18 protein-coding genes are annotated in these 19,687 nt (G+C 69.5%); 14 read left to right on the forward strand and 4 right to left on the reverse strand.

Annotated elements, in window-relative coordinates; genetic code table 11:
* Positions 1 to 265: 265 nt before the first annotated feature.
* The 4 genes from QQA12_RS03975 to QQA12_RS03990 all read left to right on the forward strand — a co-directional run bounded on the left by QQA12_RS03975 (position 266) and on the right by QQA12_RS03990 (position 3,343).
* On the forward strand, positions 266 to 1,375 hold the full coding sequence (locus tag QQA12_RS03975; protein ID WP_226050258.1) for an OmpA family protein: 1,110 nt from the start codon (positions 266 to 268) through the stop codon (positions 1,373 to 1,375).
* Positions 1,376 to 1,586: 211 nt separating this feature from the next.
* Positions 1,587 to 2,078, forward strand: a complete 492-nt coding sequence (locus QQA12_RS03980) for a hypothetical protein (RefSeq protein WP_056932018.1) — start codon at positions 1,587 to 1,589, stop codon at positions 2,076 to 2,078.
* Between the two features lie 14 nt (positions 2,079 to 2,092).
* On the forward strand, positions 2,093 to 2,935 hold the full coding sequence (locus QQA12_RS03985; RefSeq protein WP_054663425.1) for a pseudouridine synthase: 843 nt from the start codon (positions 2,093 to 2,095) through the stop codon (positions 2,933 to 2,935).
* An 87-nt stretch (positions 2,936 to 3,022) separates the two neighbouring features.
* Positions 3,023 to 3,343: a hypothetical protein gene (locus tag QQA12_RS03990; RefSeq protein ID WP_152985028.1), complete on the forward strand. Its 321-nt coding sequence runs from the start codon at positions 3,023 to 3,025 to the stop codon at positions 3,341 to 3,343.
* A gap of 96 nt (positions 3,344 to 3,439) precedes the next feature.
* On the opposite strand, the gene kbl is transcribed toward QQA12_RS03990, so the two are convergent.
* Positions 3,440 to 4,654, reverse strand: a complete 1,215-nt coding sequence (gene kbl, locus QQA12_RS03995; protein WP_226050257.1) for a glycine C-acetyltransferase — start codon at positions 4,652 to 4,654, stop codon at positions 3,440 to 3,442.
* Between the two features lie 164 nt (positions 4,655 to 4,818).
* Between kbl and QQA12_RS04000 the strand changes: the two genes are divergently transcribed.
* The 6 genes from QQA12_RS04000 (at position 4,819) to QQA12_RS04025 (ending at position 10,949) form a co-directional block, all read left to right on the forward strand.
* Positions 4,819 to 6,246: a porin gene (locus QQA12_RS04000; protein ID WP_233324856.1), complete on the forward strand. Its 1,428-nt coding sequence runs from the start codon at positions 4,819 to 4,821 to the stop codon at positions 6,244 to 6,246.
* Between the two features lie 36 nt (positions 6,247 to 6,282).
* Positions 6,283 to 7,281 (forward strand): sulfate ABC transporter substrate-binding protein, encoded by a 999-nt coding sequence (locus QQA12_RS04005; RefSeq protein WP_289211200.1) that lies wholly within the window; start codon positions 6,283 to 6,285, stop codon positions 7,279 to 7,281.
* A gap of 75 nt (positions 7,282 to 7,356) precedes the next feature.
* Complete coding sequence (cysT, locus tag QQA12_RS04010; RefSeq protein WP_232522683.1) at positions 7,357 to 8,139, forward strand: sulfate ABC transporter permease subunit CysT; 783 nt, start codon at positions 7,357 to 7,359, stop codon at positions 8,137 to 8,139.
* Entirely contained in the window at positions 8,136 to 9,080 is a 945-nt protein-coding gene (gene cysW, locus QQA12_RS04015; RefSeq protein ID WP_056931928.1) for a sulfate ABC transporter permease subunit CysW, read from the forward strand. The genes cysT and cysW overlap by 4 nt, the downstream gene beginning before the upstream one ends.
* 1 nt (position 9,081) lies before the next feature.
* Positions 9,082 to 10,128: a sulfate ABC transporter ATP-binding protein gene (locus QQA12_RS04020; protein ID WP_054663438.1), complete on the forward strand. Its 1,047-nt coding sequence runs from the start codon at positions 9,082 to 9,084 to the stop codon at positions 10,126 to 10,128.
* Between the two features lie 125 nt (positions 10,129 to 10,253).
* Positions 10,254 to 10,949 (forward strand): TorF family putative porin, encoded by a 696-nt coding sequence (locus tag QQA12_RS04025; protein WP_182336366.1) that lies wholly within the window; start codon positions 10,254 to 10,256, stop codon positions 10,947 to 10,949.
* 68 nt (positions 10,950 to 11,017) lie between these two features.
* On the opposite strand, the gene QQA12_RS04030 is transcribed toward QQA12_RS04025, so the two are convergent.
* Positions 11,018 to 12,004: a hypothetical protein gene (locus tag QQA12_RS04030; RefSeq protein ID WP_226050254.1), complete on the reverse strand. Its 987-nt coding sequence runs from the start codon at positions 12,002 to 12,004 to the stop codon at positions 11,018 to 11,020.
* Between the two features lie 156 nt (positions 12,005 to 12,160).
* Positions 12,161 to 13,198: an L-threonine 3-dehydrogenase gene (gene tdh / locus QQA12_RS04035; RefSeq protein ID WP_054663447.1), complete on the reverse strand. Its 1,038-nt coding sequence runs from the start codon at positions 13,196 to 13,198 to the stop codon at positions 12,161 to 12,163.
* Between the two features lie 131 nt (positions 13,199 to 13,329).
* Here tdh and QQA12_RS04040 point away from each other — a divergent pair, with 131 nt between their 5' ends.
* Entirely contained in the window at positions 13,330 to 15,495 is a 2,166-nt protein-coding gene (locus QQA12_RS04040; RefSeq protein WP_226050253.1) for a S46 family peptidase, read from the forward strand.
* A gap of 269 nt (positions 15,496 to 15,764) precedes the next feature.
* Here QQA12_RS04040 and QQA12_RS04045 read toward each other — a convergent pair whose 3' ends face one another.
* On the reverse strand, positions 15,765 to 16,616 hold the full coding sequence (locus tag QQA12_RS04045) for a type II toxin-antitoxin system RelE/ParE family toxin (protein ID WP_226050252.1): 852 nt from the start codon (positions 16,614 to 16,616) through the stop codon (positions 15,765 to 15,767).
* Between the two features lie 226 nt (positions 16,617 to 16,842).
* Between QQA12_RS04045 and QQA12_RS04050 the strand changes: the two genes are divergently transcribed.
* From QQA12_RS04050 to folC, 3 genes are all read left to right on the forward strand, one after another.
* Complete coding sequence (locus tag QQA12_RS04050; protein WP_054663450.1) at positions 16,843 to 17,487, forward strand: histidine phosphatase family protein; 645 nt, start codon at positions 16,843 to 16,845, stop codon at positions 17,485 to 17,487.
* Positions 17,487 to 18,260, forward strand: coding sequence for a TonB family protein (locus tag QQA12_RS04055; protein ID WP_226050251.1), 774 nt, complete (start codon positions 17,487 to 17,489; stop codon positions 18,258 to 18,260). The genes QQA12_RS04050 and QQA12_RS04055 overlap by 1 nt, the downstream gene beginning before the upstream one ends.
* 95 nt (positions 18,261 to 18,355) lie before the next feature.
* On the forward strand, positions 18,356 to 19,663 hold the full coding sequence (folC, locus tag QQA12_RS04060) for a bifunctional tetrahydrofolate synthase/dihydrofolate synthase (RefSeq protein ID WP_226050250.1): 1,308 nt from the start codon (positions 18,356 to 18,358) through the stop codon (positions 19,661 to 19,663).
* The last annotated feature ends 24 nt before the right edge of the window (positions 19,664 to 19,687 follow it).

A 19,687-nucleotide genomic window follows, 5' to 3' on the forward strand; every position in this document is an offset into this window, starting at 1 on the left:
AGGGCCCGGCATGGCCCGGAACGTCAGTCAGGGCGGGGATCTTGTGCGTCTTGATCAAGCTGTATAGGGTGGCGTTCCAGCGGTCGCCCACGTCCAGGGGACCCGCCATTTGTTACGCAGCTGTTAACGTGGTCTTCACGGCCCAGCGCATAATGTGCACTCCGTTGGCGTGCGGAAACGGCCATCTTTCGGACGCGACGAACGAAATCGCTGTGCTGGACATGCCATTACCGGTTTCATACCCCCGAAACAAGGAGTTGTATTCATGAACAAGAAGATCCTTACCGCCGCACTGCTGGGCGGTCTGGCATTTGCCCAGGCTGCGTCGGCCCAGGAATTCGACGACCGCTGGTATCTGACCGGGTCGGCCGGCTTCAACTTCCAGGACAACGACCGCGGTACCAACGACGCTCCGTTCGTCACTCTGGGCCTGGGCAAGTTCATCAGCCCGAACTGGTCGCTGGACGGTGAGCTGAACTACCAGAACCCGAATTTCGACAAGAACCAGGACCTGAACTGGTCGCAGTACGGCGCCTCGCTGGACCTGCGTCGCCACTTCATCCAGGACGGTCGCGGCTGGAACCCGTACCTGCTGTTCGGCCTGGGCTACCAGAAGGCCGAGGAAGAGTACGTCATCAACTCGACGAACTCGCCGGCCCAGCGCAAGGACGGCAACCTGGCCGCCAAGATCGGCGCCGGTCTGCAGACCACCTTCGACAAGCGCGTCGCCGTGCGTGCCGAAGTCGCCTACCGTGCCGATTTCGACGACCAGAGCGTGAACCCGCGCCTGGCCGGCCATGACAATGACTGGTTCGGCGACGTGCTGGCTTCGGTCGGCGTCGTGATCCCGCTGGGTCCGGCCCCGGTTGCCGCCGTGGCTCCGCCGCCGCCGGCTCCGGTTGCGCCGAGCTGCGCCGACCTGGACGACGACGGTGACGGCGTCAACAACTGCGACGACAAGTGCCCGAACTCGCAGGCCGGCCAGATCGTTGGTCCGGACGGCTGCCCGGTGCCGGTGTCGATCGACCTGAAGGGCGTGAACTTCGACTTCGACAAGTCGACCCTGCGTCCGGATGCCGTCGCGATCCTGAGCGAGGCCAGCGAGATCCTGAAGCGTTACCCGGAACTGCGCGTTGAAGTCGCCGGTCACACCGACTCGAAGGGTACCGACGCCTACAACCAGAAGCTGTCCGAGCGTCGCGCCAAGGCCGTGTACGACTACCTGACCGGCCACGGTGTTGCCGCCTCGCGTCTGGTGGGCCCGATCGGCTACGGCGAGAGCCGCCCGATTGCTCCGAACACCAACCCGGATGGTTCGGACAACCCGGAAGGTCGCGCCAAGAACCGTCGCACCGAGCTGAACGTCCAGAACTGATCGGACGTATCGGTTGATTCGAAACAGGGCCCGGCGAAAGCCGGGCCTTGTTTTTTGCGCAGCATCGAATCGCCAGGCAGACGCCTGCACCTGCCGCGTCGTTCACCGGCAAAACCCGGCAACACGCATTCCGTGAACCCGGTCGTGGTGGTTGAAAGCCCTGCGGGGCATGCCTACACTCGCGGCGTTCCCTGTACGAATGGAAATACCGATGCTGCGTATCGCACTGGCCGGCGCCATGGCCCTGGTCCTCGTTCCCGCCGCCCACGCAGCCGTCGATTGCTCGGCCAGCAGCATCGTGCCGCCGCCGTTGCCGGCCACGGTGATCGAGCCGGTCGCCATGGAGCTGTATTCCCGTCCGGGCCAGCTGGGCATGCCGTCGGGCGTGCTGGCGCCCAACGCCAGCGGCGAGCAGTCGCTGGAGCGCGTGCTGATGCGCCTGCGCGTGGAAAGCTGCAACAACGTCGCCAGCGCCATGCCGGCGCGCCCGGCGATCAATCCCAATGACCCGGCGGCCTACAAGCCGCAGACGCAGTACGACAACACGCCGTGGCGGTTCGACATGAGCCAGAACGGCAAGCGCATGACCGCCGACGAGTTCGATGCCTGGATGAAGGCCCGTGGCGTGCGCGTGGTGAAGGCGGCGGCAACGCCGGCTGCCGAGGGCGCGGCCGAAGCCAAGGCGGCGGCCGAGGTCAAGTAACGCAAGCCGCCCGGATGTCGCGCAGGAATTACCCTGATGCCCGCCCTGCCAGACAGGGCGGGCATTTTGCTGCGTCCCCCGGTCCCCGTGCCAAGCGCGCCGGCGCGACGCAGGCGGCGCCGCGGCATGGCCTGGCACGCGTGCTGTCGAAGGCGGGCGTGTGCTCGCGCGCCGAGGCCGCGCGCCGCGTGCTCGCCGGCCGGGTCGGCGTGGACGGCCGCGTGGTGCGCGATCCGGAATTTCCGGTGGTCCCCGGGCGCCAGCGGGTGACCATGGACGGCCAGCCCCTCGTGGCGGCGCAACGCCTCTACCTGGCCCTGAACAAGCCGCGGGGCCTGGTCACCAGCGTCCGCGACGAGCAGGGCCGGGATACCGTCTACCGGTGTTTCGAAGGCGCGGGCATGCCGTGGCTGGCGCCGGTCGGGCGGCTGGACAAGGCCAGCGAGGGCCTGCTGTTCTTCAGCAACGACCCGGAGTGGGCGGCGCGGCTGACCGACCCGGCGACCGGGCCATTGAAGACCTATCGCGTGCAGATCGACGGCGTGCCCGACGCGGCGCAGCTGGCGCGCATGCATGACGGGGTCGAGGACGCCGGCGAACACCTGGCCGCGCATTCGGTCGCGGTGCTGCGCCAGAGCGAGCGCACCGCATGGCTGGAGATCGTGCTGGACGAGGGCCGCAACCGGCACATCCGGCGCCTGCTGCAGGTAGTGGGATTCGAGGTGCTGCGCCTGGTGCGGGTGGCGATCGGGCCGGTCCAGCTCGGCGAACTGGCCAAGGGGCAGTGGCGCATGCTGGGCGAGGATGAACTGGCACGGCTGGTCGCCCATTCAGTCGAATCATCCGAAAATCCATGAAATTCTTCATGTATTTCATGGGAATAGCTTGATTTCATGAAGTGCAGCGTTAGGCTGTGCGTCTGTTCTCAGTGAGGTCGGGCCACCATGTCAGCTTTCTTCCGCATCGCGGTGTCGTCATTGGGTGCGGCGGCAGCCGTGGTCCTGGCCGGTTGTGCGTCGTCCGGCAAGCCGGTGGCGGCGACCGCCGAAAAGCCGGTCACGGTGACGGTCGAAGCGCCGATGGCGGAGAAGGACGCACTGGGCAACTACCGTTTCCTGATGCAGCAGGCAGGCAAGAACATGAGTGCCGACCAGTTCGACGCATGGATGAAGGCCAACGGCATCCGCGTCGCCCGTGGCGGTACGGCGTCGGCCAAGCCCGAGGCATCGGCGGCGTCCACGCCCAAGCCCAAGCCCAAGCGCTAAAGCTGCGGGTCCCGCAGGGCGGGGTGCGGCCATTGGCGGCCGCGGGCATGAACAAGAACAGGCGCCTTGCGGCGCCCGTTTCGTTGCGGGCGGAGGTCAGCCCTTGATGACGCCCAGTTCCCGGCCGATGCGGGTGAAGGCGTCGATGGCGCGGTCCAGGTGCTCGCGGCTGTGCGCGGCGCTCATCTGCGTGCGGATGCGCGCCTGGCCCTTGGGCACCACCGGGAAGAAGAAGCCGATCGCGTAGATGCCTTCTTCCAGCAGGCGCTCGGCGAACTTCTGCGCCAGCGGCGCGTCGTACAGCATCACCGGGCTGATCGGGTGCACGCCGGGCTTCACGTCGAAGCCGGCGGCGGTCATCTTCTCGCGGAAGTAGGCGGTGTTCTCGGCCAGCTTGCGGCGCAGGTCGTCGGCCTTGTCGAGCATGTCGAAGGCCTTGATGCCGGCGGCGACCACGTGCGGCGGCAGCGAGTTGGAGAACAGGTACGGGCGCGAGCGCTGGCGCAGCAGTTCGATCACTTCGGCGCTGGCGCAGGTGAAGCCGCCCAGTGCGCCGCCCATGGCCTTGCCCAGGGTGCCGGTGATGATGTCGATCCTGTCCAGCACGCCCTTGACCTCGGCCGAGCCGCGGCCGGTGGCACCGAGGAAGCCGGTGGCGTGGCATTCGTCGATGTGCACCAGTGCGTTGTACTTCTTCGCCAGCGCGGTGATCTCGTCCAGCGGGGCGATGAAGCCGTCCATCGAGAACACGCCGTCGGTGGTGATCAGCTTGGTCCGGCAGCCGGCGGCATCGGCCGCCTGCAGCTGGGCCTCCAGGTCGGCCATGTCGCAGTTGGCGTAACGGAAGCGCCTGGCCTTGCACAGGCGCACGCCGTCGATGATCGAGGCGTGGTTGAGCGCGTCGGAGATGATCGCGTCGTTCTCGCCCAGCAGCGGCTCGAACAGCCCGCCGTTGGCGTCGAAGCAGGCGGCGTAGAGGATGGTGTCGTCCTTGCCGAAGAAATCGGCGATCTGCTTTTCCAGCTGCTTGTGCAGGTCCTGGGTGCCGCAGATGAAACGCACCGAGGCCATGCCGAAGCCATGGCTGTCCAGCGCGTCCTTGGCGGCCTGGATCAGCTCCGGGTGATCGGCCAGGCCCAGGTAGTTGTTGGCGCAGAAATTCAGCACGCTGCGGCCATCGTCCAGGGTGATCTGCGCCGACTGCGGGCTGGTGATGATGCGTTCGGACTTGAACAGGCCCTGCGCGCGGATGGCGTCCAGTTCCTCGGCGTAGTGCCGGGTGAGCGGGGAAGTGTTCGCGGTAGCGGTCATGGCAGGGTCTTGCGGCGGGAAGGAAGTCCGATTTTAGCGGCAGCGGGGTGGGCGCGGCGGGCGTCATGTGCGATGGCTATATGCGCCGCGCTGGAAGTCATTTCTCCGTGGACGTGTGCGCCCGCAGCATCGGCAGCCTGCCTACCACCCGCCAGGAGCCGTCGATGCCCGCGCCACGCCCCATGCCGACCCTGCCGAGCCGCCGGCTGCCGCCGCTGTGCCTGGCCGTGCTGGCGTGTGCGGCGGCGCTGCCGGCGCAGGCGCAGCAACCGGACGTGGAACAGCTGCGGCAGCGCCTGGAGCGGCTGGAGCGGCTGGCCGGCGTGGCGGACGCAACACCGGCCCAAGGCGGCGGGCTGGCCGATCTGGACCAGCGCCTGCGCATCCTCGAGCGTCGCCTGGAACTGCAGGAAGACGAGCGCGTGGCCGCCGCAAGGCTCGCACCCAGGATCGCGATCGACCAGAAAGGCGCTTCGTTCAAGTCCGGCGATGGCGACTACGAGCTGAAGCTGCGCGGCCTGCTGCAGGGCGATGCCCGCGTGTTCATCGGCGACGGCAGCGCGAATGACGGCTTTCTGCTGCGCACCGCCCGGCCGACGCTGGAGGGCTCGCTGGGCAAGCGGGTCGCCTATCGCTTCACCCCGGAGTTCGCCGGCGACGGCGCGACCATCGTCGATGCCTATGCCGACCTGCGCGTCTCCCCGGGCCATGCGCTGCGGGTGGGCAAGTTCACCTCGCCGGTCGGCCTGGAACGCCTGCAGTCCTCCGCGGCGCTGGTGGATGTCGAGCGGGCGCTGGCCAGCGAGCTTGCGCCCAACCGTGACCTCGGCGTACAGCTGCAGGGCGAGGCGGCCAGTGGCCGCTTCAGCTACGCGGTGGGCGTGTTCAACGGCACGGTCGATGGCCGCGATGCGGTGGCCGGCAACCCGGACGGCGATTTCGAGTACGCCGGCCGCGTGTTCCTGGAGCCGTTCAAGGGCAGTGACGGCGCGTGGGCAGGGCTGGGCATCGGCCTGGGGGCCAGCGCCGGCCGGAAGCATGGCAGCGGCAACAACTTCCTGCCGCGCTACCGCTCGCCCGGGCAGGCGACGTTCTTCAATTACCGCGGCCCGGTGCTGGCTGCGGGCGACACCCTGCGCTGGTCGCCGCAGGGGTGGTTCTACCGCAACGGCTTCGGCTTGCAGGCCGAGTACATCGTCTCGCGCCAGGCGGTGGCCCGCGACGCACGCCGCCGGCAACTGCAGCACAGTGCCTGGCAGGCAACGGCCAGCTACGTACTGACGGGCGAGGACGCCGGCTACCGCGGGGTGACGCCGTCGCGCCCGTTCGGCGTCAATGGCGGGCTGGGCGCGTTCGAACTCACCGCGCGCTATGGCGGGCTGGATGTCGACGCGGCGGCATTCCCGTTCTACGCCGATCCCGACACATCGGCCACGCGCATCCGCTCGTGGACGGTCGGCGCGAACTGGTACCTGACGCCGAACCTGAAGCTGGCCACCAACTACCTGCAGAGCCGCTTCGGCGCCTTTGCCGGCAGCACCAGGCTGGCGGATGAAAAGGCCGTTTTCTCGCGCCTGCAAGTTTCCTTCTGACGGAGAGCCTTCGTGAAGCACTTCTTCCTTCCGCGCATCGGCGTGGCCACGCTGGCCTTCGTGCTGGCCCTGGGCGCCGGCACGGCCTTCGCCCGCGACCTGCAGCTGCTCAATGTTTCCTACGACCCCACCCGCGAGCTTTACCGCGAATACAACGCCGCGTTCGCAAGGCACTGGAAGCAGACCCGGGGCGAGACCGTCAGCATCGAGACCTCGCATGGCGGTTCGGGCAAGCAGGCGCGCGCGGTGATCGATGGCATCGAGGCCGACGTGGTGACGCTGGCGCTGGCCTATGACGTTGACGCGATCGCGCAGAAGTCGCGGCTGCTGCCGGCCAACTGGGAGTCGCGCCTGCCCGACAGCAGCGCGCCGTACACCTCGACCATCGTGTTCCTGGTGCGCAAGGGCAACCCCAAGGGGATCCGCGACTGGCCGGACCTGCTGCGCGCCGGCATCTCGGTGGTGACACCCAATCCCAAGACCTCCGGCGGCGCGCGCTGGAACTACCTGGCCGCCTGGGCCTACGCCGAGCACATCTTCAAGGGCGACCGCGCGCGCATCCTCAACTACATGCGCGCGCTGTTCCGCAACGTGCCGGTGCTGGATACCGGTGCGCGCGGCGCCACCACCACCTTCGTCCAGCGCGGCATCGGCGACGTGCTGCTGGCCTGGGAGAACGAGGCGTTCCTGGCGCAGGAAGAGCTGGGCCCGGACAAGTTCGAGATCGTGGTGCCGCGCCAGTCGATCCTGGCCGAGCCGTCGGTGGCGCTTGTGGACCGCAATGTCGACCGGCATGGCACCCGCGAAGTGGCGCAGGCCTACCTGCAGTACCTGTACTCGCCCGAAGGGCAGCGCATCGCCGCCCGCCACTACTATCGCCCGCGCAATCCGCAGTACGCCGACCCGGCCGACATCGCGCGGTTCCCGCCGGTGCAGCTCGTCACCCTCCGCCAGGCGTTCGGTTCCTGGGAAAAGGCACAGGCCGAGCACTTCGCCGACGGTGGCCTGTTCGACCAGATCCAGGCGGGCAAGTAAGCGGTGGCCGCGAACGCTGCCGCACTGCCGCCGCTGCGGCGCCATCCGCGGGTCCTGCCCGGGTTTGGCCTGGGCATGGGCGTGACCCTGTTCTGGCTGGGCCTGATCGTGCTGATCCCGCTGGCCGGCGTGTTCCTGCGCGCGGCCGGGTTGGGCGTGGAAGGCATCTGGCGGATATGGAGCGAACCGCGCGTGCTGGCCGCGCTGCGCCTGAGCTTCGGCACCGCCTTCGCCGCGGCCGCGTTCAACACGCTGATGGGCACGTGGGTGGCGTGGGTGTTCGTGCGCTACCGCTTCCCGGGCCGGCGCCTGTTCGATGCATTGATCGACCTGCCATTCGCGCTGCCCACCGCGGTGGCCGGCATCGCCCTCACCGCGCTGTATGGCGGCCAGGGCTGGGTCGGGCGCTGGCTGGAGCCGCTCGGCCTGAAGGTCGCCTACACGCCGCTGGGCATCGTGGTCGCGCTGGTGTTCGTCGGCCTGCCGTTCGTGGTGCGCATCGTGCAGCCGGTGCTGGCCGAAGCCGAGCGCGAACTCGAGGAGGCGGCGGCGACGCTGGGCGCCAGCCGTTTCCAGGCCATCGCACGGGTGGTCGTGCCGGCGCTGTGGCCGGCGATGCTGACCGGCTTCGCGCTGGCGTTCGCGCGCGGCGTGGGCGAGTACGGCTCGGTGATCTTCATCGCCGGCAACCTGCCTGGCGCGACCGAGATCGCGCCGCTGCTGATCACCATCCGCCTGGAGGAGTTCGACTACGCCGGTGCCACCGCCATCGCCGCGGCGATGCTGCTGCTGTCCTTCGCGGTACTGTTGCTGGTCAACACGCTGCAGGCCCGCCTGCAGCGCAGGGAGCGGCGATGAACGGGATGGTGTCGGAACTGCCGGTGCCGGCCGTGCGCGCTGCCGGTACCAGGACGCGGCGTGGCGTCACCACCGAACCGGGCTGGGTGCAGGCGTTGCTGGTGCTCGGTGCACTGGGGTTCCTGCTGTCGTTCCTGCTGTTGCCGCTGCTGCTGGTGTTCGCCGAGGCACTGCGCGGCGGCGTGCAGGCGCTGTGGAGCGCGGTGAGCGATGCGGATGCGCTGTCGGCCGTGCGCCTGACCCTGCTGGTCACCGCCATCGTGATTCCGCTCAACCTGGTGTTCGGCGTTGCCGCGGCCTGGGTGGTGAGCAAGCACCGGTTCCCCGGCAAGCGCTGGCTGGTGACGCTGATCGACCTGCCGTTCTCGGTGTCGCCGGTGGTCGCCGGGCTGGTGTTCATCCTGTTGTTCGGCCGCGATGGCTGGCTGTGGCCGTTGATCGAGGACGGCGTGCGCCTGCACCTGCCGGTGGCGGGCGAGGTGCTGCTGCAGTTGCCGCGCATCGTGTTCGCGATCCCGGGCATCGTGCTGGCGACCACCTTCGTCACCTTCCCGTTCATCGCCCGCGAACTGATGCCGCTGATGGAGCAGCAGGGCAGCGACGAGGAACTGGCCGCGCTCACCCTGGGCGCCAATGCCTGGCAGATGTTCTGGAAGGTGACGCTGCCCAACATCCGCTGGGGGCTGCTGTATGGCGTGTTGCTGTGCAGTGCGCGGGCGATGGGCGAGTTCGGCGCGGTGTCGGTGGTGTCCGGGCATATCCGCGGGCGCACCAACACGCTGCCGCTGCACGTGGAGATCCTCTACAACGAATACGCCTACAGCGCCGCCTTCGCCTGCGCGTCGCTGCTGGCCGGCACCGCGCTGCTGACCCTGGTGCTGAAGACTTTCCTGGAATGGCGCCACGGCCAATCGCTGGCCGCCGCGCATCGGCCGAGGTGACATGAACATCCGCATCCAACAACTGGGCAAGCGCTTCGGCGCGTTTCCCGCGCTCGACGGCGTCAGCCTGGACATCCGCAGCGGCGAACTGCTGGCGCTGCTCGGGCCTTCCGGCTCGGGCAAGACCACCCTGCTGCGCGCGCTGGCCGGGCTGGAACATCCCGAACAGGGCCGGATCCTGTTCGACGGCGAGGACGCCACCGGCCTGAGCGTGCAGGCGCGTCGCGCCGGCTTCGTGTTCCAGCACTATGCGCTGTTCCGGCACATGGACGTGCGCGCCAACATCGCCTTCGGCCTGGAGGTGCGGCGCGGCGAGCGGCGCTGGCCGAGGGCGCGCATCGCCGCGCGCGTCGAGGAGCTGCTGGCGCTGGTGCAGCTCGACGGCCTGGGCGGGCGCTATCCGACGCAGCTGTCCGGCGGCCAGCGCCAGCGCGTGGCGCTGGCCCGCGCGCTGGCCATCGAGCCGCGCGTGCTGCTGCTGGACGAGCCGTTCGGGGCGCTGGATGCGCAGGTGCGCCGCGACCTGCGCCGCTGGCTGCGCGAACTGCACGACCGCACCGGCCTGACCACGGTATTCGTCACCCACGACCAGGAAGAAGCGCTGGAGCTGGCGGACCGCGTGGCGATCCTCAACCGCGGCCGCATCGAACAGGTCGGCAGCCCGGGCGAGGTCTACGACCGGCCGGTGTCGCCCTTCGTCTACGGCTTCGTCGGCGAGGCCAACCGCCTGCCGGCGCGGACCGATGGCGAGGTGCTGGAGGTGGCGGGCGCCCGCTGGCCGCGGCCGGAGGGCCTGCCGGACCAAGTCCCGCTGGACGTCTATGTGCGCCCGGAAGACATGCGCGTGGACGATGCCGGCGACTGGACGGGGACCGTCCTGGCGGTGCAGCGCAGCGGGGCCAGGGCGCGGTTGCGGGCGCGGCTGCGCGGGGCCGCGGTGGACGTGGAGGTCGAGCTGCCGCCGGACGCGCCGGCCTATGTCGCCGGGCAGGTCGTTGCGCTGGCGGCGCGGCGCCATGGGGTGTTCGCCGCCGCTGCCACGGGCTAGGGGGGGCAGCGGGGAGCCGGCTTGGACGGTGACGCCACGAAGTGCTGGCGCGCCGGATCATTTTGGTTAAAAATTCGTGAACCGCGCGCCGCGGCGGCGCCCACCCCCACCTCCCGGAGACCTGCATGATTCCCTGCAAGCGCCTTGCAGCCGTTGCCTGTGCTGCCCTGCTGTCCATTCCCTTCGCTGCCTGCGCCGAAGACGCGGCGCCCCTGAGCTGGGAAGTCGGCGCGGTTTCCGACTATCTGTTCCGCGGCGCCTCGCAGACCGACGAGAAGCCGACGGTGCAGGGCACCGTCACCTGGACCACGGCAAGCGGCCTGTATGTCGGCAGCTTCGCCTCGGGCGTGGACTTCGGCGAAGGCAGCCCCGACGTCGAGGTGGACTATTTCGTCGGCTACGGCTTCGACGTCAACGAAGCGGTCAACGTCGACCTGATGCTCAACCGCTACACCTACCCGGGTGCCAGCGAGATGGCCTACAACGAGCTGGTCACCACCACCACCATCGCCGAACACTGGAAGGTCAACGTCAGCTACACCAACGACGTGTGGGGCAGCAGCACCACCGGCTGGTACTACGGCGTCGGCGGCGAGTGGGCCCTGCCGAACGACTTCAGCCTCAACGCCAACGTCGGCCGCAGCGTGTTCAACGACAGCGACGTGGCCCAGGACTACACCGACTGGAGCGTGGGCGTAGGCCGCAGCTTCGGCATCGCCAACGTCTCCCTGGGCTACTACGGCACCGACGGCAAGGGCCGCGACAACTTCGGCAAGCTGGCCGACAACCGCGTGGTGCTGGCGGTCAAGATCGCGCGCTGAGCGCCGCTCACGATGCCGGAATGATGAAGGCGCCGCAGGGCGCCTTCATCATTTCGGGATGCTGCCTCTCATTGCGTCGGTGCTTCACGCTGTGCGTTCACCCAGGCCGACCAGTTCCTGTCCAGTTCCTTGACGTTGGCACCCAACTGGTGGCGCAGACCATTTGCCGTAAGCCAGGCATCGAAACCCATCCCGTCGGCCAGGGCCTGGCTGATCTCACCCAGCAGGTCCTGTCGGCCGCTGCATTCGATGAGGAAATCGGCCATCGCCAGGCTCTGCAGATAGAAGGCCGCCTGGGCCTTGGCGCCATCGCCGGAGACAACCGCCGCCACGGTGCCGTTGGCGGCCTGGCCTCCGCTCCGTTCGGCAAGCAGGGCACGTTGTTCCGCGGTGGCGAAAGGATGCAGGCGGGATAGGAACACGCTGGGCGGGCTGACCTGCTCCGGCGTTTCGTGCAGCCACTGGCGGAACTGGGCACGACGGTCGGCCAGCATGGTTTCGGGCTCCATCAGGATGGCGCTGGCTTCGTCCAGCCAGTCGGGCGCGGGCGTCGCATAGTGGCCGTCGTCCGGATTGTGCCGTGGCCAGAACACGGCCCGGTACACGGAGTGACCCAGTTCATGGCGCAGAATGTCGCCGCTGCTCTGGCGGGCACGCTGCACGATCGCGCCGACCTGTTCGTCGGACAGATGGGGCATGCTCCTGCGCAGGCTTTCTTCGATCATCGCCGCCTTGGCTTCGGCCGGAATCCAGGCACGCAGGTAGGGCAATGCATGTTGCGAAGCGAAGACCTCCTGCCGCTCCATCGGGAAGCGCGCGCTCAGTACGGTGGCGCCGGCGGGAGCAGCGCGCCCCAGGTAACGCTGGAAGGCGGCGGCCGTGGCGGCGCCCTCGTCGGCGGCCTCCCTGGCCGCCTGTGCGGAGTCCGCGTAAAACCAGCCGTGCGGAGTGGCCTCGCAGACGAGGGAAGGGAGCGAGGGAACCGGCGGGCACGCGCCGGAAGCATCCGGTGCCGGAGAAACGAGCAGGGCGGCCAACAGGAACAGCGTGTCCATATGCGATAGCTCCATGTGCGGGAACGGTCGTGTGACCGCACCCTGGCGCCGAAGTTCACGACGTTTCTGCACCGGCGCATCGCCTGTCGCCGCATGAAAAAGGCGCCTTGCGGCGCCTTTCCCATGCGGACACCGGGTGGGCCCGGCAGCCGGGCCTCAGTTCCAGCTCAGCACGACCTTGCCGGCCTTGCCCTGTTCCATCAGCTCGAAGCCTTCCTGGAAACGCTCCACCGGCAGCTGGTGGGTGAGCACCTTGCCCAGCGGAAAGCCGGACAGCACCAGCTGGGTCATCTTGTACCAGGTCTCGTACATCTTGCGGCCGTAGATGCCCTGCACGGTCAGGCCCTTGAAGATGATCTTGTCCCAGTCGCAGCCGGCGCCCTTGGGCATGATGCCGAGCATGGCGATCTTGCCACCGTGGTACATGCAGTCGAGCATGTCGTTGAACGCGCGCGGGTTGCCGCTCATCTCCAGGCCCACGTCGAAGCCTTCCATGTGCAGGTCGGCCATCACGTCCTTCAGCGACTGGTTGGCGACGTTGACCACGCGGGTGGCGCCCATGTCGGCGGCCAGTTTCAGGCGGAAGTCGTTGACGTCGGTGACCACCACGTTGCGCGCGCCGATGTGCTTGCAGATGCCGGCGGCGATGATGCCGATCGGGCCGGCGCCGGTGATCAGCACGTCCTCGCCGATCACGTCGAACTCCAGCGCGCAGTGGGCGGCGTTGCCGTAGGGGTCGAAGAACGCGGCCAGTTCGGACGGGATCTGGTCCGGGATCGGCCACAGGTTGCTGGCCGGCATCACCATGTACTCGGCGAAGGCGCCATTGACGTTGACCCCGATGCCCACGGTATTGGGGCACAGGTGCGGGCGGCCGCCGCGGCAGTTGCGGCAGTGGCCGCAGACGATGTGGCCTTCGGCCGACACGCGCTGGCCGATTTCGTAGCCGGTCACGCCGGGGCCGATCGAGGCGATGCGGCCGACGAACTCGTGGCCGATGGTCAGGCCCGGCTTGATGGTGCGCTGGCTCCACTCGTCCCACAGGTAGATGTGCAGGTCGGTACCGCAGATGGCGGTCTTCTCGAGCTTGATCAGCACTTCGTTGGGGCCGGGCACCGGCACCGGCACCTCTTCCATCCAGATGCCCTTGGTGGCCTCGCGCTTGACCAGCGCGCGCATCGTGTTCTGTGTCATTGCCGGGAAACCGCAGTGGGAAAGAGTGCCGATTATATGCGTGCGGGCGTGGCCCCCCGTACCGGGAAGCGGCGCTACGGCGACGGTTTCACCCGCTACAATCGGGGTTTCCAATCTTCGGGGTCCGCTTCATGCGTCTGAATCTTCTCGCTTTTTCCGTGGTGGCCGGGCTCGGCCTGGTGCAGGCGGCCAGCGCCGCCGAAGGCATGTGGGTGCCGCAGCAGCTGCCGCAGATCGCCGGGCCGCTGATGAAGGCCGGGTTGAAGCTGGACCCGCTGCAGCTGAGCAACCTGACCGGCGACCCGATGGGTGCGGTGGTGGCGCTGGGCGGTTGCACCGCCAGCTTCGTCTCGCCGCAGGGCCTGGTGGCGACCAACCACCACTGCGCCTACGGCGCCATCCAGCTCAACTCCACCGCCGAGAAGAACCTGATCAAGGACGGCTTCAGCGCGGCCGCCTTCAAGGATGAGCTGAGTGCCGGCCCCAACGCGCGCATCTACGTGCTGGACGACATCACCGACGTCACCGCCCAGGCCAGGGCCGCCATCGCCGGCGCCGGCAACGACCCGCTCAAGCGCACCGAGGCGCTGGAGGCGCTGGAGAAGAAGCTGGTGGCCGACTGCGAGGCCGACGACAGCTACAGCTGCACGCTGTACAGCTTCTCCGGCGGCAACACCTACCGGCTGTTCAAGAACCTGGAGATCAAGGACGTGCGCCTGGCGTACGCGCCCCCGGGCAGCGTCGGCAAGTTCGGCGGCGACGTCGACAACTGGATGTGGCCGCGCCACACCGGCGATTTCTCGTTCTACCGCGCCTATGTGGGCAAGGACGGCAAGCCGGCCGCGTTCTCGGCCGACAACGTGCCGTACCAGCCCAAGCACTGGCTCAAGCTGGCCGACCAGCCGCTGGGCGAGGGCGATTTCGTGATGGTGGCCGGCTACCCGGGCCGTACCGACCGCTATGCGCTGGTCAGCGAGTTCGAGAACACCGCCAACTGGACCTACCCGACCATCGCCAAGGCGTACAAGGACCAGATCGCGCTGGTCGAGGCCGCCAGCAAGGACAACAAGGACATCGCGGTGAAGTACGCCGCCAGCATGGCCGGCTGGAACAACACCAGCAAGAACTACGACGGCCAGCTGGACGGCTTCAAGCGCAACAACGTGCTGGCGCACAAGCAGAAGGAAGAAGCCGCGGTGCTGGAATGGCTGCGCGGGCAGGGTGCCGCCGGCAAGCCGGCGCTCGATGCCTACGCGCAGCTGCAGGCGCTCGGCACCCAGGCGCGCAGCACCCAGCAGCGTGACATCACCCTGGGCATGTTCAACCGCACCGGCACCCTGGGCACCGCGGTGCGCCTGTACCGCCTGGCGATCGAGAAGGCCAAGCCCGATGCGCAGCGCGAGGACGGTTACCAGGAACGCGACCTGCCGGCCATCGAGGGCGGCCTGAAGCAGATGGACCGCCGCTACGTGCCGGCCATGGACCGGCAGTTCCAGCAGTACTGGCTGCAGCGCTACGTGGCCCTGCCCGCCGGCCAGCGCGTGCCGGCCTTCGACCGCTGGCTGGGCGGCACCGACGCGGCGGCCGTGGACGCCGCGCTGGCGCGGCTGGACGGCTCGCGCCTGGGCGACCTGGCCGAGCGCATGAAGTGGTTCAGCGCCGACAAGGCCGCGTTCGAGGCCAGCACCGACCCGGCCATCCAGTACGCGGTGGCGGTGATGCCGGCGCTGCTGCAGATCGAGCACCAGAACAAGGTCAAGCGCGGCGAGGAACTGGTGGCGCGTCCGCTGTTCCTGCAGGCCATCGCCGACTACAAGAAGAGCAAGGGCGAGTTCGTCTATCCGGATGCCAACCTGTCCCTGCGCATCACCTTCGGCAACGTGAAGGGCTACACCGGCCTGGACGGCAAGGTGCAGCAGCCGTTCACCACCATCGAAGGCGTCGCCGCCAAGGAAACCGGCGTCGATCCGTTCGATTCGCCGAAGGCGCTGCTCGATGCGGTCAAGGCCAAGCGCTACGGCGGCCTGGAAGACAAGCGCCTGGGCAGCGTGCCGGTGGACTTCCTGTCCGACCTGGACATCACCGGCGGCAACTCCGGCTCGCCGGTGCTGGACGCGCATGGCCGCCTGGTCGGCCTGGCGTTCGATGGCATCTGGGAATCGGTGGCCAGCAACTGGGTGTTCGACCCGGTGATGACCCGCATGATCTCGGTGGACCAGCGCTACATGCGCTGGATCATGCAGGAAGTGGCGCCGGCGCCGCAGCTGCTGAAGGAACTGGAAGCGGCCTCGAAGTAAGCCGCGCCCGGTTTCGCTGAAAACCCCGGACGGGAAACCGTCCGGGGTTTTTTCATGGTCCCCGCGGCTGGCGGCGCGCCCATGCGGCGAGGCCTGGGGAGCGCAGGGTTGTTGCCGGTGGCGCCGGCCGCGGCCATGCGCATGATCCGCACCGCGCGCTGCGGCCGACCCACCCGGACGCTCCCCGGCCGCCGCGGTGGTCCCTGCGCGTGCACGGCGTTCGCCACGTGGGGAGGGCTGCGGTGCGGTGGCGCCGGGACGCGGTTGTCTCAGCGGTACGGACCCGGCCCGCGCCAGACCAGTTCGCCGCGCCGGTACACGTACATCACCGTGACAACCTGGCGCGCATCGCCGATGGACTGCAGTTCGGGCGCGTCGGGAGGCAGCAGGCGGCACTTGCTGGAGCCGCGCCTGAGCGCGACTTCGGCCGGGCAGACCATCAGGTAGGTAGTCCCGGGCAGCGGAATGGACAGCTCCTTCACGCCCTGCTCCATCCAGCTGCGCAGCCGGGCTTCGCCCAGCAGGTCGTAGACGATCTGGTAACCGCCCACTTCCATGGCCGGCTCGCCGGCGGCCATGTCGTTGCGGTAGCCGTTGCGGTTGACCGGCCCGGAACTGCGTCCGTCGTCGGGGGCGGTATCACGCGGCTGCCAGCCCGGCGGGCGCCCGGTCCAGGTCTGCGGCCGGCGCTGCACGCTTTCCGGCGGCTGGGTGGCCGCGGCCTGCGTCGGCTCGGGGGCGGGCGGCTCCTCGCTGCGGGCCTGCCGTTGTTCCGGTTCGGCCGGGGGTTCGATGTAGCGGGCTTCCGGCACCGGCTTGCGGGCGTCGGCCTGGCGGCGGGCGGTGGGCCTGGCGGGCTTCTTGCGCGCGTCCTCCTGCTTCGGTCCCGGCGGCTGGCGGGCAGGGGTCGGGGAGGGCGGCGCCTCGCCGACGAAATCGACCTTGACCCGGCCGCCGCCGGCGGTACCCTGCGGCGTGGTCACCACCGGTGGCGTGGAGTGCAGCAGGAGCAGCAGCACCAGCAGGTGCAGCAGCGCGCTGACCAAAGCGGCCGCCCACGGTTGCAGGCGTTCGGTCCAGCGCGGAGGAGCGGACGGCGGGGAAAGCGAAGCGCTGCTCATGCCACCTTGCGGGCGTTGGAGCTGCTGGCCCTCATGTGGGAGTCACACCGTGCAGCGGATCGGGGCCGTCATGGTAACGCCTGTCGATGGCCGGCAACGCGCCGGCCGGCGTCTGCCCGGGCCGCGGCCGTGCGCTCGCCGGGGATTCGTAACGCGGGCAACCGACGCCTGCGGCACGGCGGCGACAGGCTATGATGCCTGCCCCCCGCCACGGACTCCCAACTGCATGCGCATCCTGCTTGCCCGCCACGGCGAAACGCCGTGGAACGCCGAAGGCCGCTACCAGGGCCAGATCGACATCCCGCTGTCGCCGGTAGGCGAGGCACAGGCCAGGGCACTGGGCGAGCGCCTGCAGTCGATCGAGATCGCCCGCGCGGTGGCGTCGCCGCTTTCGCGCGCGCAGAGCACCGCGCGTGCCGCGCTGGGCAGTGCCCGCGCCTCGATGCTGCAGACCGATGCGGACCTGCAGGAAATCGCCCACGGCGAATGGGAAGGCCTGCTGGCCAGCGAGATCAACGACAAGGATCCCGCGCGCCTGCGCGCCTGGCGCGAGGAACCCGATACGGTGCTGATGCCCGGCGGCGAATCGCTGCGCCAGGTGCTGGACCGCAGCTGGCGTGGGCTGGCGCGCGCGGCCGAGGGGCTGGGCGCGGACGACACCCTGCTGGTGGTCGCGCACGACGCGGTCAACCGCGTGATCCTGTGCAAGGTGCTGGGCCTGCCGATCGGCAAGCTGTGGACCTTCCGCCAGGCGCCGACCACGCTGAACCTGCTCGAAGGGCCGGACGTGGAGCACCTGGAAGTGGTGCGCCTGAACGATTGCGCGCACCACACCCCGTTCTTCGGCGAGGCCAAGCACCGGGCGTTGTAATGGCGCGCCTGCGGCTACCGCCGCGCTGGCTGCCTGCGGCCCTGCTGACGCTGTGGTCGTTGCCGGCACTGGCGCAGCCCGCCGGGGGCTGCCCGCCGTTTTCAGCGGCGGCCAACCGCGCGCCGCACTACCCGCCGGCGGAACTGTGGCGCCTGCTCGGCTATGTGATCAACGTGATCATCGACACCGATGCCTGCGGACGGGTAGAGGCCGCACGGGTCGAGCAGGGCTCCGGCGTGGCGGTACTGGACGCGGCGGCGCTGGCGGCGGCCCGTGCCTGGACCGTGCCGCCGGAATACCGGGGCCAGCCGCGCTACCGCCTGCCGTTCGCGTTCGAACCGCTGCCCGAGGAGATCCCGGCGCAGGCCGGCCAGCGCCTGCGCGACCCGTTCTTCGACGAGCGCCGCAGCGGACACGTGCCGATGCCGGTGCTGGATGCCGACGGCACGCTGCCGGGCTACATCCCCGATCCGTACCCGATCGGCTTCCTGTCGATTCCCGAGGCGGTCGCCACGATCGGTCCGCTGGCGCTGTTCCGCCGCTATGGCGCGCAGGCGGATTTCTGGCTGCACGACGAAGAAGGCCTGAGCCTGTTCCAGCTCGAGGGCCCGATGATGGTGCGCAACCGGCGGGTCAGCGATGGCCGCCACCGGTTCGTGGTCACCAGCGTGCTGTGTGGCAACGACCTCGATGCCTGCCGCCAGTCGCTGGCCACGCTGCGCGCCAGCCGTGGCAGGCAGCGACCACAGGTGGTCGCAGTGGCCACGCCCTAGGCGCGGCGTCCGGGCGCGGGGCGGCACGGCTGTATCATGTGCGCCCCATCCGCGCCGCCGCGCCGTGCGCCGGCGCGTGCCACCGAGAATCCCGCATGTCCTCCGCACGTCCCGCCACGCTCGAACAGTGGCTCGCCCATATCGACCGACAGCACCCGCAGCCCATCGCCATGGGCCTGGAGCGGGTGCGCGAGGTGGCCGCGCGGATGGGCCTGGAGCGTCCGGCGCAGCGCTGCATCGTGGTCGGCGGCACCAACGGCAAGGGCTCGACGGTGGCCTTCATCGAGGCCATCGCCCGTGCCGCCGGCTGGGCGGTGGGCGCCTATACCTCGCCGCACCTGCTGGCCTACAACGAGCGCGTGCGCATCGACGGCACCGACGTCGACGACGCCACCCTGGTGGCGGGCTTCAACGCCGTGGAGGATGCTCGTGGCGACACCGCGCTGACCTACTTCGAATACGGCACGTTGTGTGCGTTGTGGGCGTTCGCGCGCGCCGGCCTGGACCTGGCGGTGCTGGAAGTGGGGCTGGGCGGGCGCCTGGATGCGGTCAACATCGTCGATGCCGACGTGGCGGTGATCACCACCGTGGACATCGACCATGCCGATTGGCTGGGCAGCGACCGCGAGGCCATCGGCACCGAGAAGGCCGGCATCATCCGCGGCTGGAAGCCGCTGATCCTGGGCGAGATCGACCCGCCGTCCAGCGTGCTGCGCCGCGCCTACGTGCTGGGCGCCAACGCGATCCGCTTCGGCAGCGATTTCTTCGCCGAGCCGATCGACGCCGAGACCTGGCGCTGGCGTGACGTCTCCTTCCGCATCGAGTTGCCGCAGCCTGCGCTGTGGGCGCCGGTGCAGCGGGCGAACGCGGCCGCCGCCATTGCCGCGCTGCGCGCGCTGGACCGTCCGCTGCCGCGTACGGCCTGGGCGCGCGGCGTGGCCGCGGCGCAGGTCGCCGGGCGCCTGCAGCGGTTCGATCGCGACGGCGTGGAAGTGCTGGTCGATGTCGGCCACAACCCGCAGGCCGCCGCCGCCCTCGGCGCCGCGCTGCAGGCACGTCCGGCCAGCGGACGCACGCTGGCGGTGTATGCGGCCCTGGCCGACAAGGACGCGGCCGGCGTGGTCGCGGCCCTGCAGGCGCGCATCGACCGCTGGTACCTGGCCGGGCTCGACGGCGCGCGCGGCCAGAACGCCGGGCAGCTGCGCGAGCGGCTGGCCGGTACCGCCGCTGCTGGCGCCGTGACCTGCGCGGACGTCGGCCAGGCGCTGGCCGCGGCACTGGAGCAGGCACGCCGCGGCGACCGGGTGCTGGTGTTCGGCTCGTTCCACACGGTGGCCGAGGCATTGCCGCTGCTGCAGGATCCGGCAGCAGCGCCCGCGCGCAAGCCGCAACCCGCGCGCTGACCTGCGCCGAGCACCGTTCAGCTG

The sequence above is a fragment of the Stenotrophomonas sp. 17(2023) genome (assembly GCF_030345315.1).
In the GTDB taxonomy this organism is placed as follows: Bacteria; Pseudomonadota; Gammaproteobacteria; order Xanthomonadales; family Xanthomonadaceae; genus Stenotrophomonas; species Stenotrophomonas acidaminiphila.

Bases quoted from the DNA above. Each gene is read 5' to 3' on its own strand.
- QQA12_RS03975 (WP_226050258.1), top strand. From the start codon at position 266: ATGAACAAGAAGATCCTTACCGCCGCACTGCTGGGCGGTCTGGCATTT.
- QQA12_RS03980 (WP_056932018.1), top strand. From the start codon at position 1,587: ATGCTGCGTATCGCACTGGCCGGCGCCATGGCCCTGGTCCTCGTTCCC.
- QQA12_RS03985 (WP_054663425.1), top strand. From the start codon at position 2,093: ATGTCGCGCAGGAATTACCCTGATGCCCGCCCTGCCAGACAGGGCGGG.
- QQA12_RS03990 (WP_152985028.1), top strand. From the start codon at position 3,023: ATGTCAGCTTTCTTCCGCATCGCGGTGTCGTCATTGGGTGCGGCGGCA.
- kbl (WP_226050257.1), bottom strand. From the start codon at position 4,654: ATGACCGCTACCGCGAACACTTCCCCGCTCACCCGGCACTACGCCGAG.
- QQA12_RS04000 (WP_233324856.1), top strand. From the start codon at position 4,819: ATGCCCGCGCCACGCCCCATGCCGACCCTGCCGAGCCGCCGGCTGCCG.
- cysT (WP_232522683.1), top strand. From the start codon at position 7,357: ATGGGCGTGACCCTGTTCTGGCTGGGCCTGATCGTGCTGATCCCGCTG.
- cysW (WP_056931928.1), top strand. From the start codon at position 8,136: ATGAACGGGATGGTGTCGGAACTGCCGGTGCCGGCCGTGCGCGCTGCC.
- QQA12_RS04020 (WP_054663438.1), top strand. From the start codon at position 9,082: ATGAACATCCGCATCCAACAACTGGGCAAGCGCTTCGGCGCGTTTCCC.
- QQA12_RS04025 (WP_182336366.1), top strand. From the start codon at position 10,254: ATGATTCCCTGCAAGCGCCTTGCAGCCGTTGCCTGTGCTGCCCTGCTG.
- QQA12_RS04030 (WP_226050254.1), bottom strand. From the start codon at position 12,004: ATGGACACGCTGTTCCTGTTGGCCGCCCTGCTCGTTTCTCCGGCACCG.
- tdh (WP_054663447.1), bottom strand. From the start codon at position 13,198: ATGACACAGAACACGATGCGCGCGCTGGTCAAGCGCGAGGCCACCAAG.
- QQA12_RS04040 (WP_226050253.1), top strand. From the start codon at position 13,330: ATGCGTCTGAATCTTCTCGCTTTTTCCGTGGTGGCCGGGCTCGGCCTG.
- QQA12_RS04045 (WP_226050252.1), bottom strand. From the start codon at position 16,616: ATGAGCAGCGCTTCGCTTTCCCCGCCGTCCGCTCCTCCGCGCTGGACC.
- QQA12_RS04050 (WP_054663450.1), top strand. From the start codon at position 16,843: ATGCGCATCCTGCTTGCCCGCCACGGCGAAACGCCGTGGAACGCCGAA.
- QQA12_RS04055 (WP_226050251.1), top strand. From the start codon at position 17,487: ATGGCGCGCCTGCGGCTACCGCCGCGCTGGCTGCCTGCGGCCCTGCTG.
- folC (WP_226050250.1), top strand. From the start codon at position 18,356: ATGTCCTCCGCACGTCCCGCCACGCTCGAACAGTGGCTCGCCCATATC.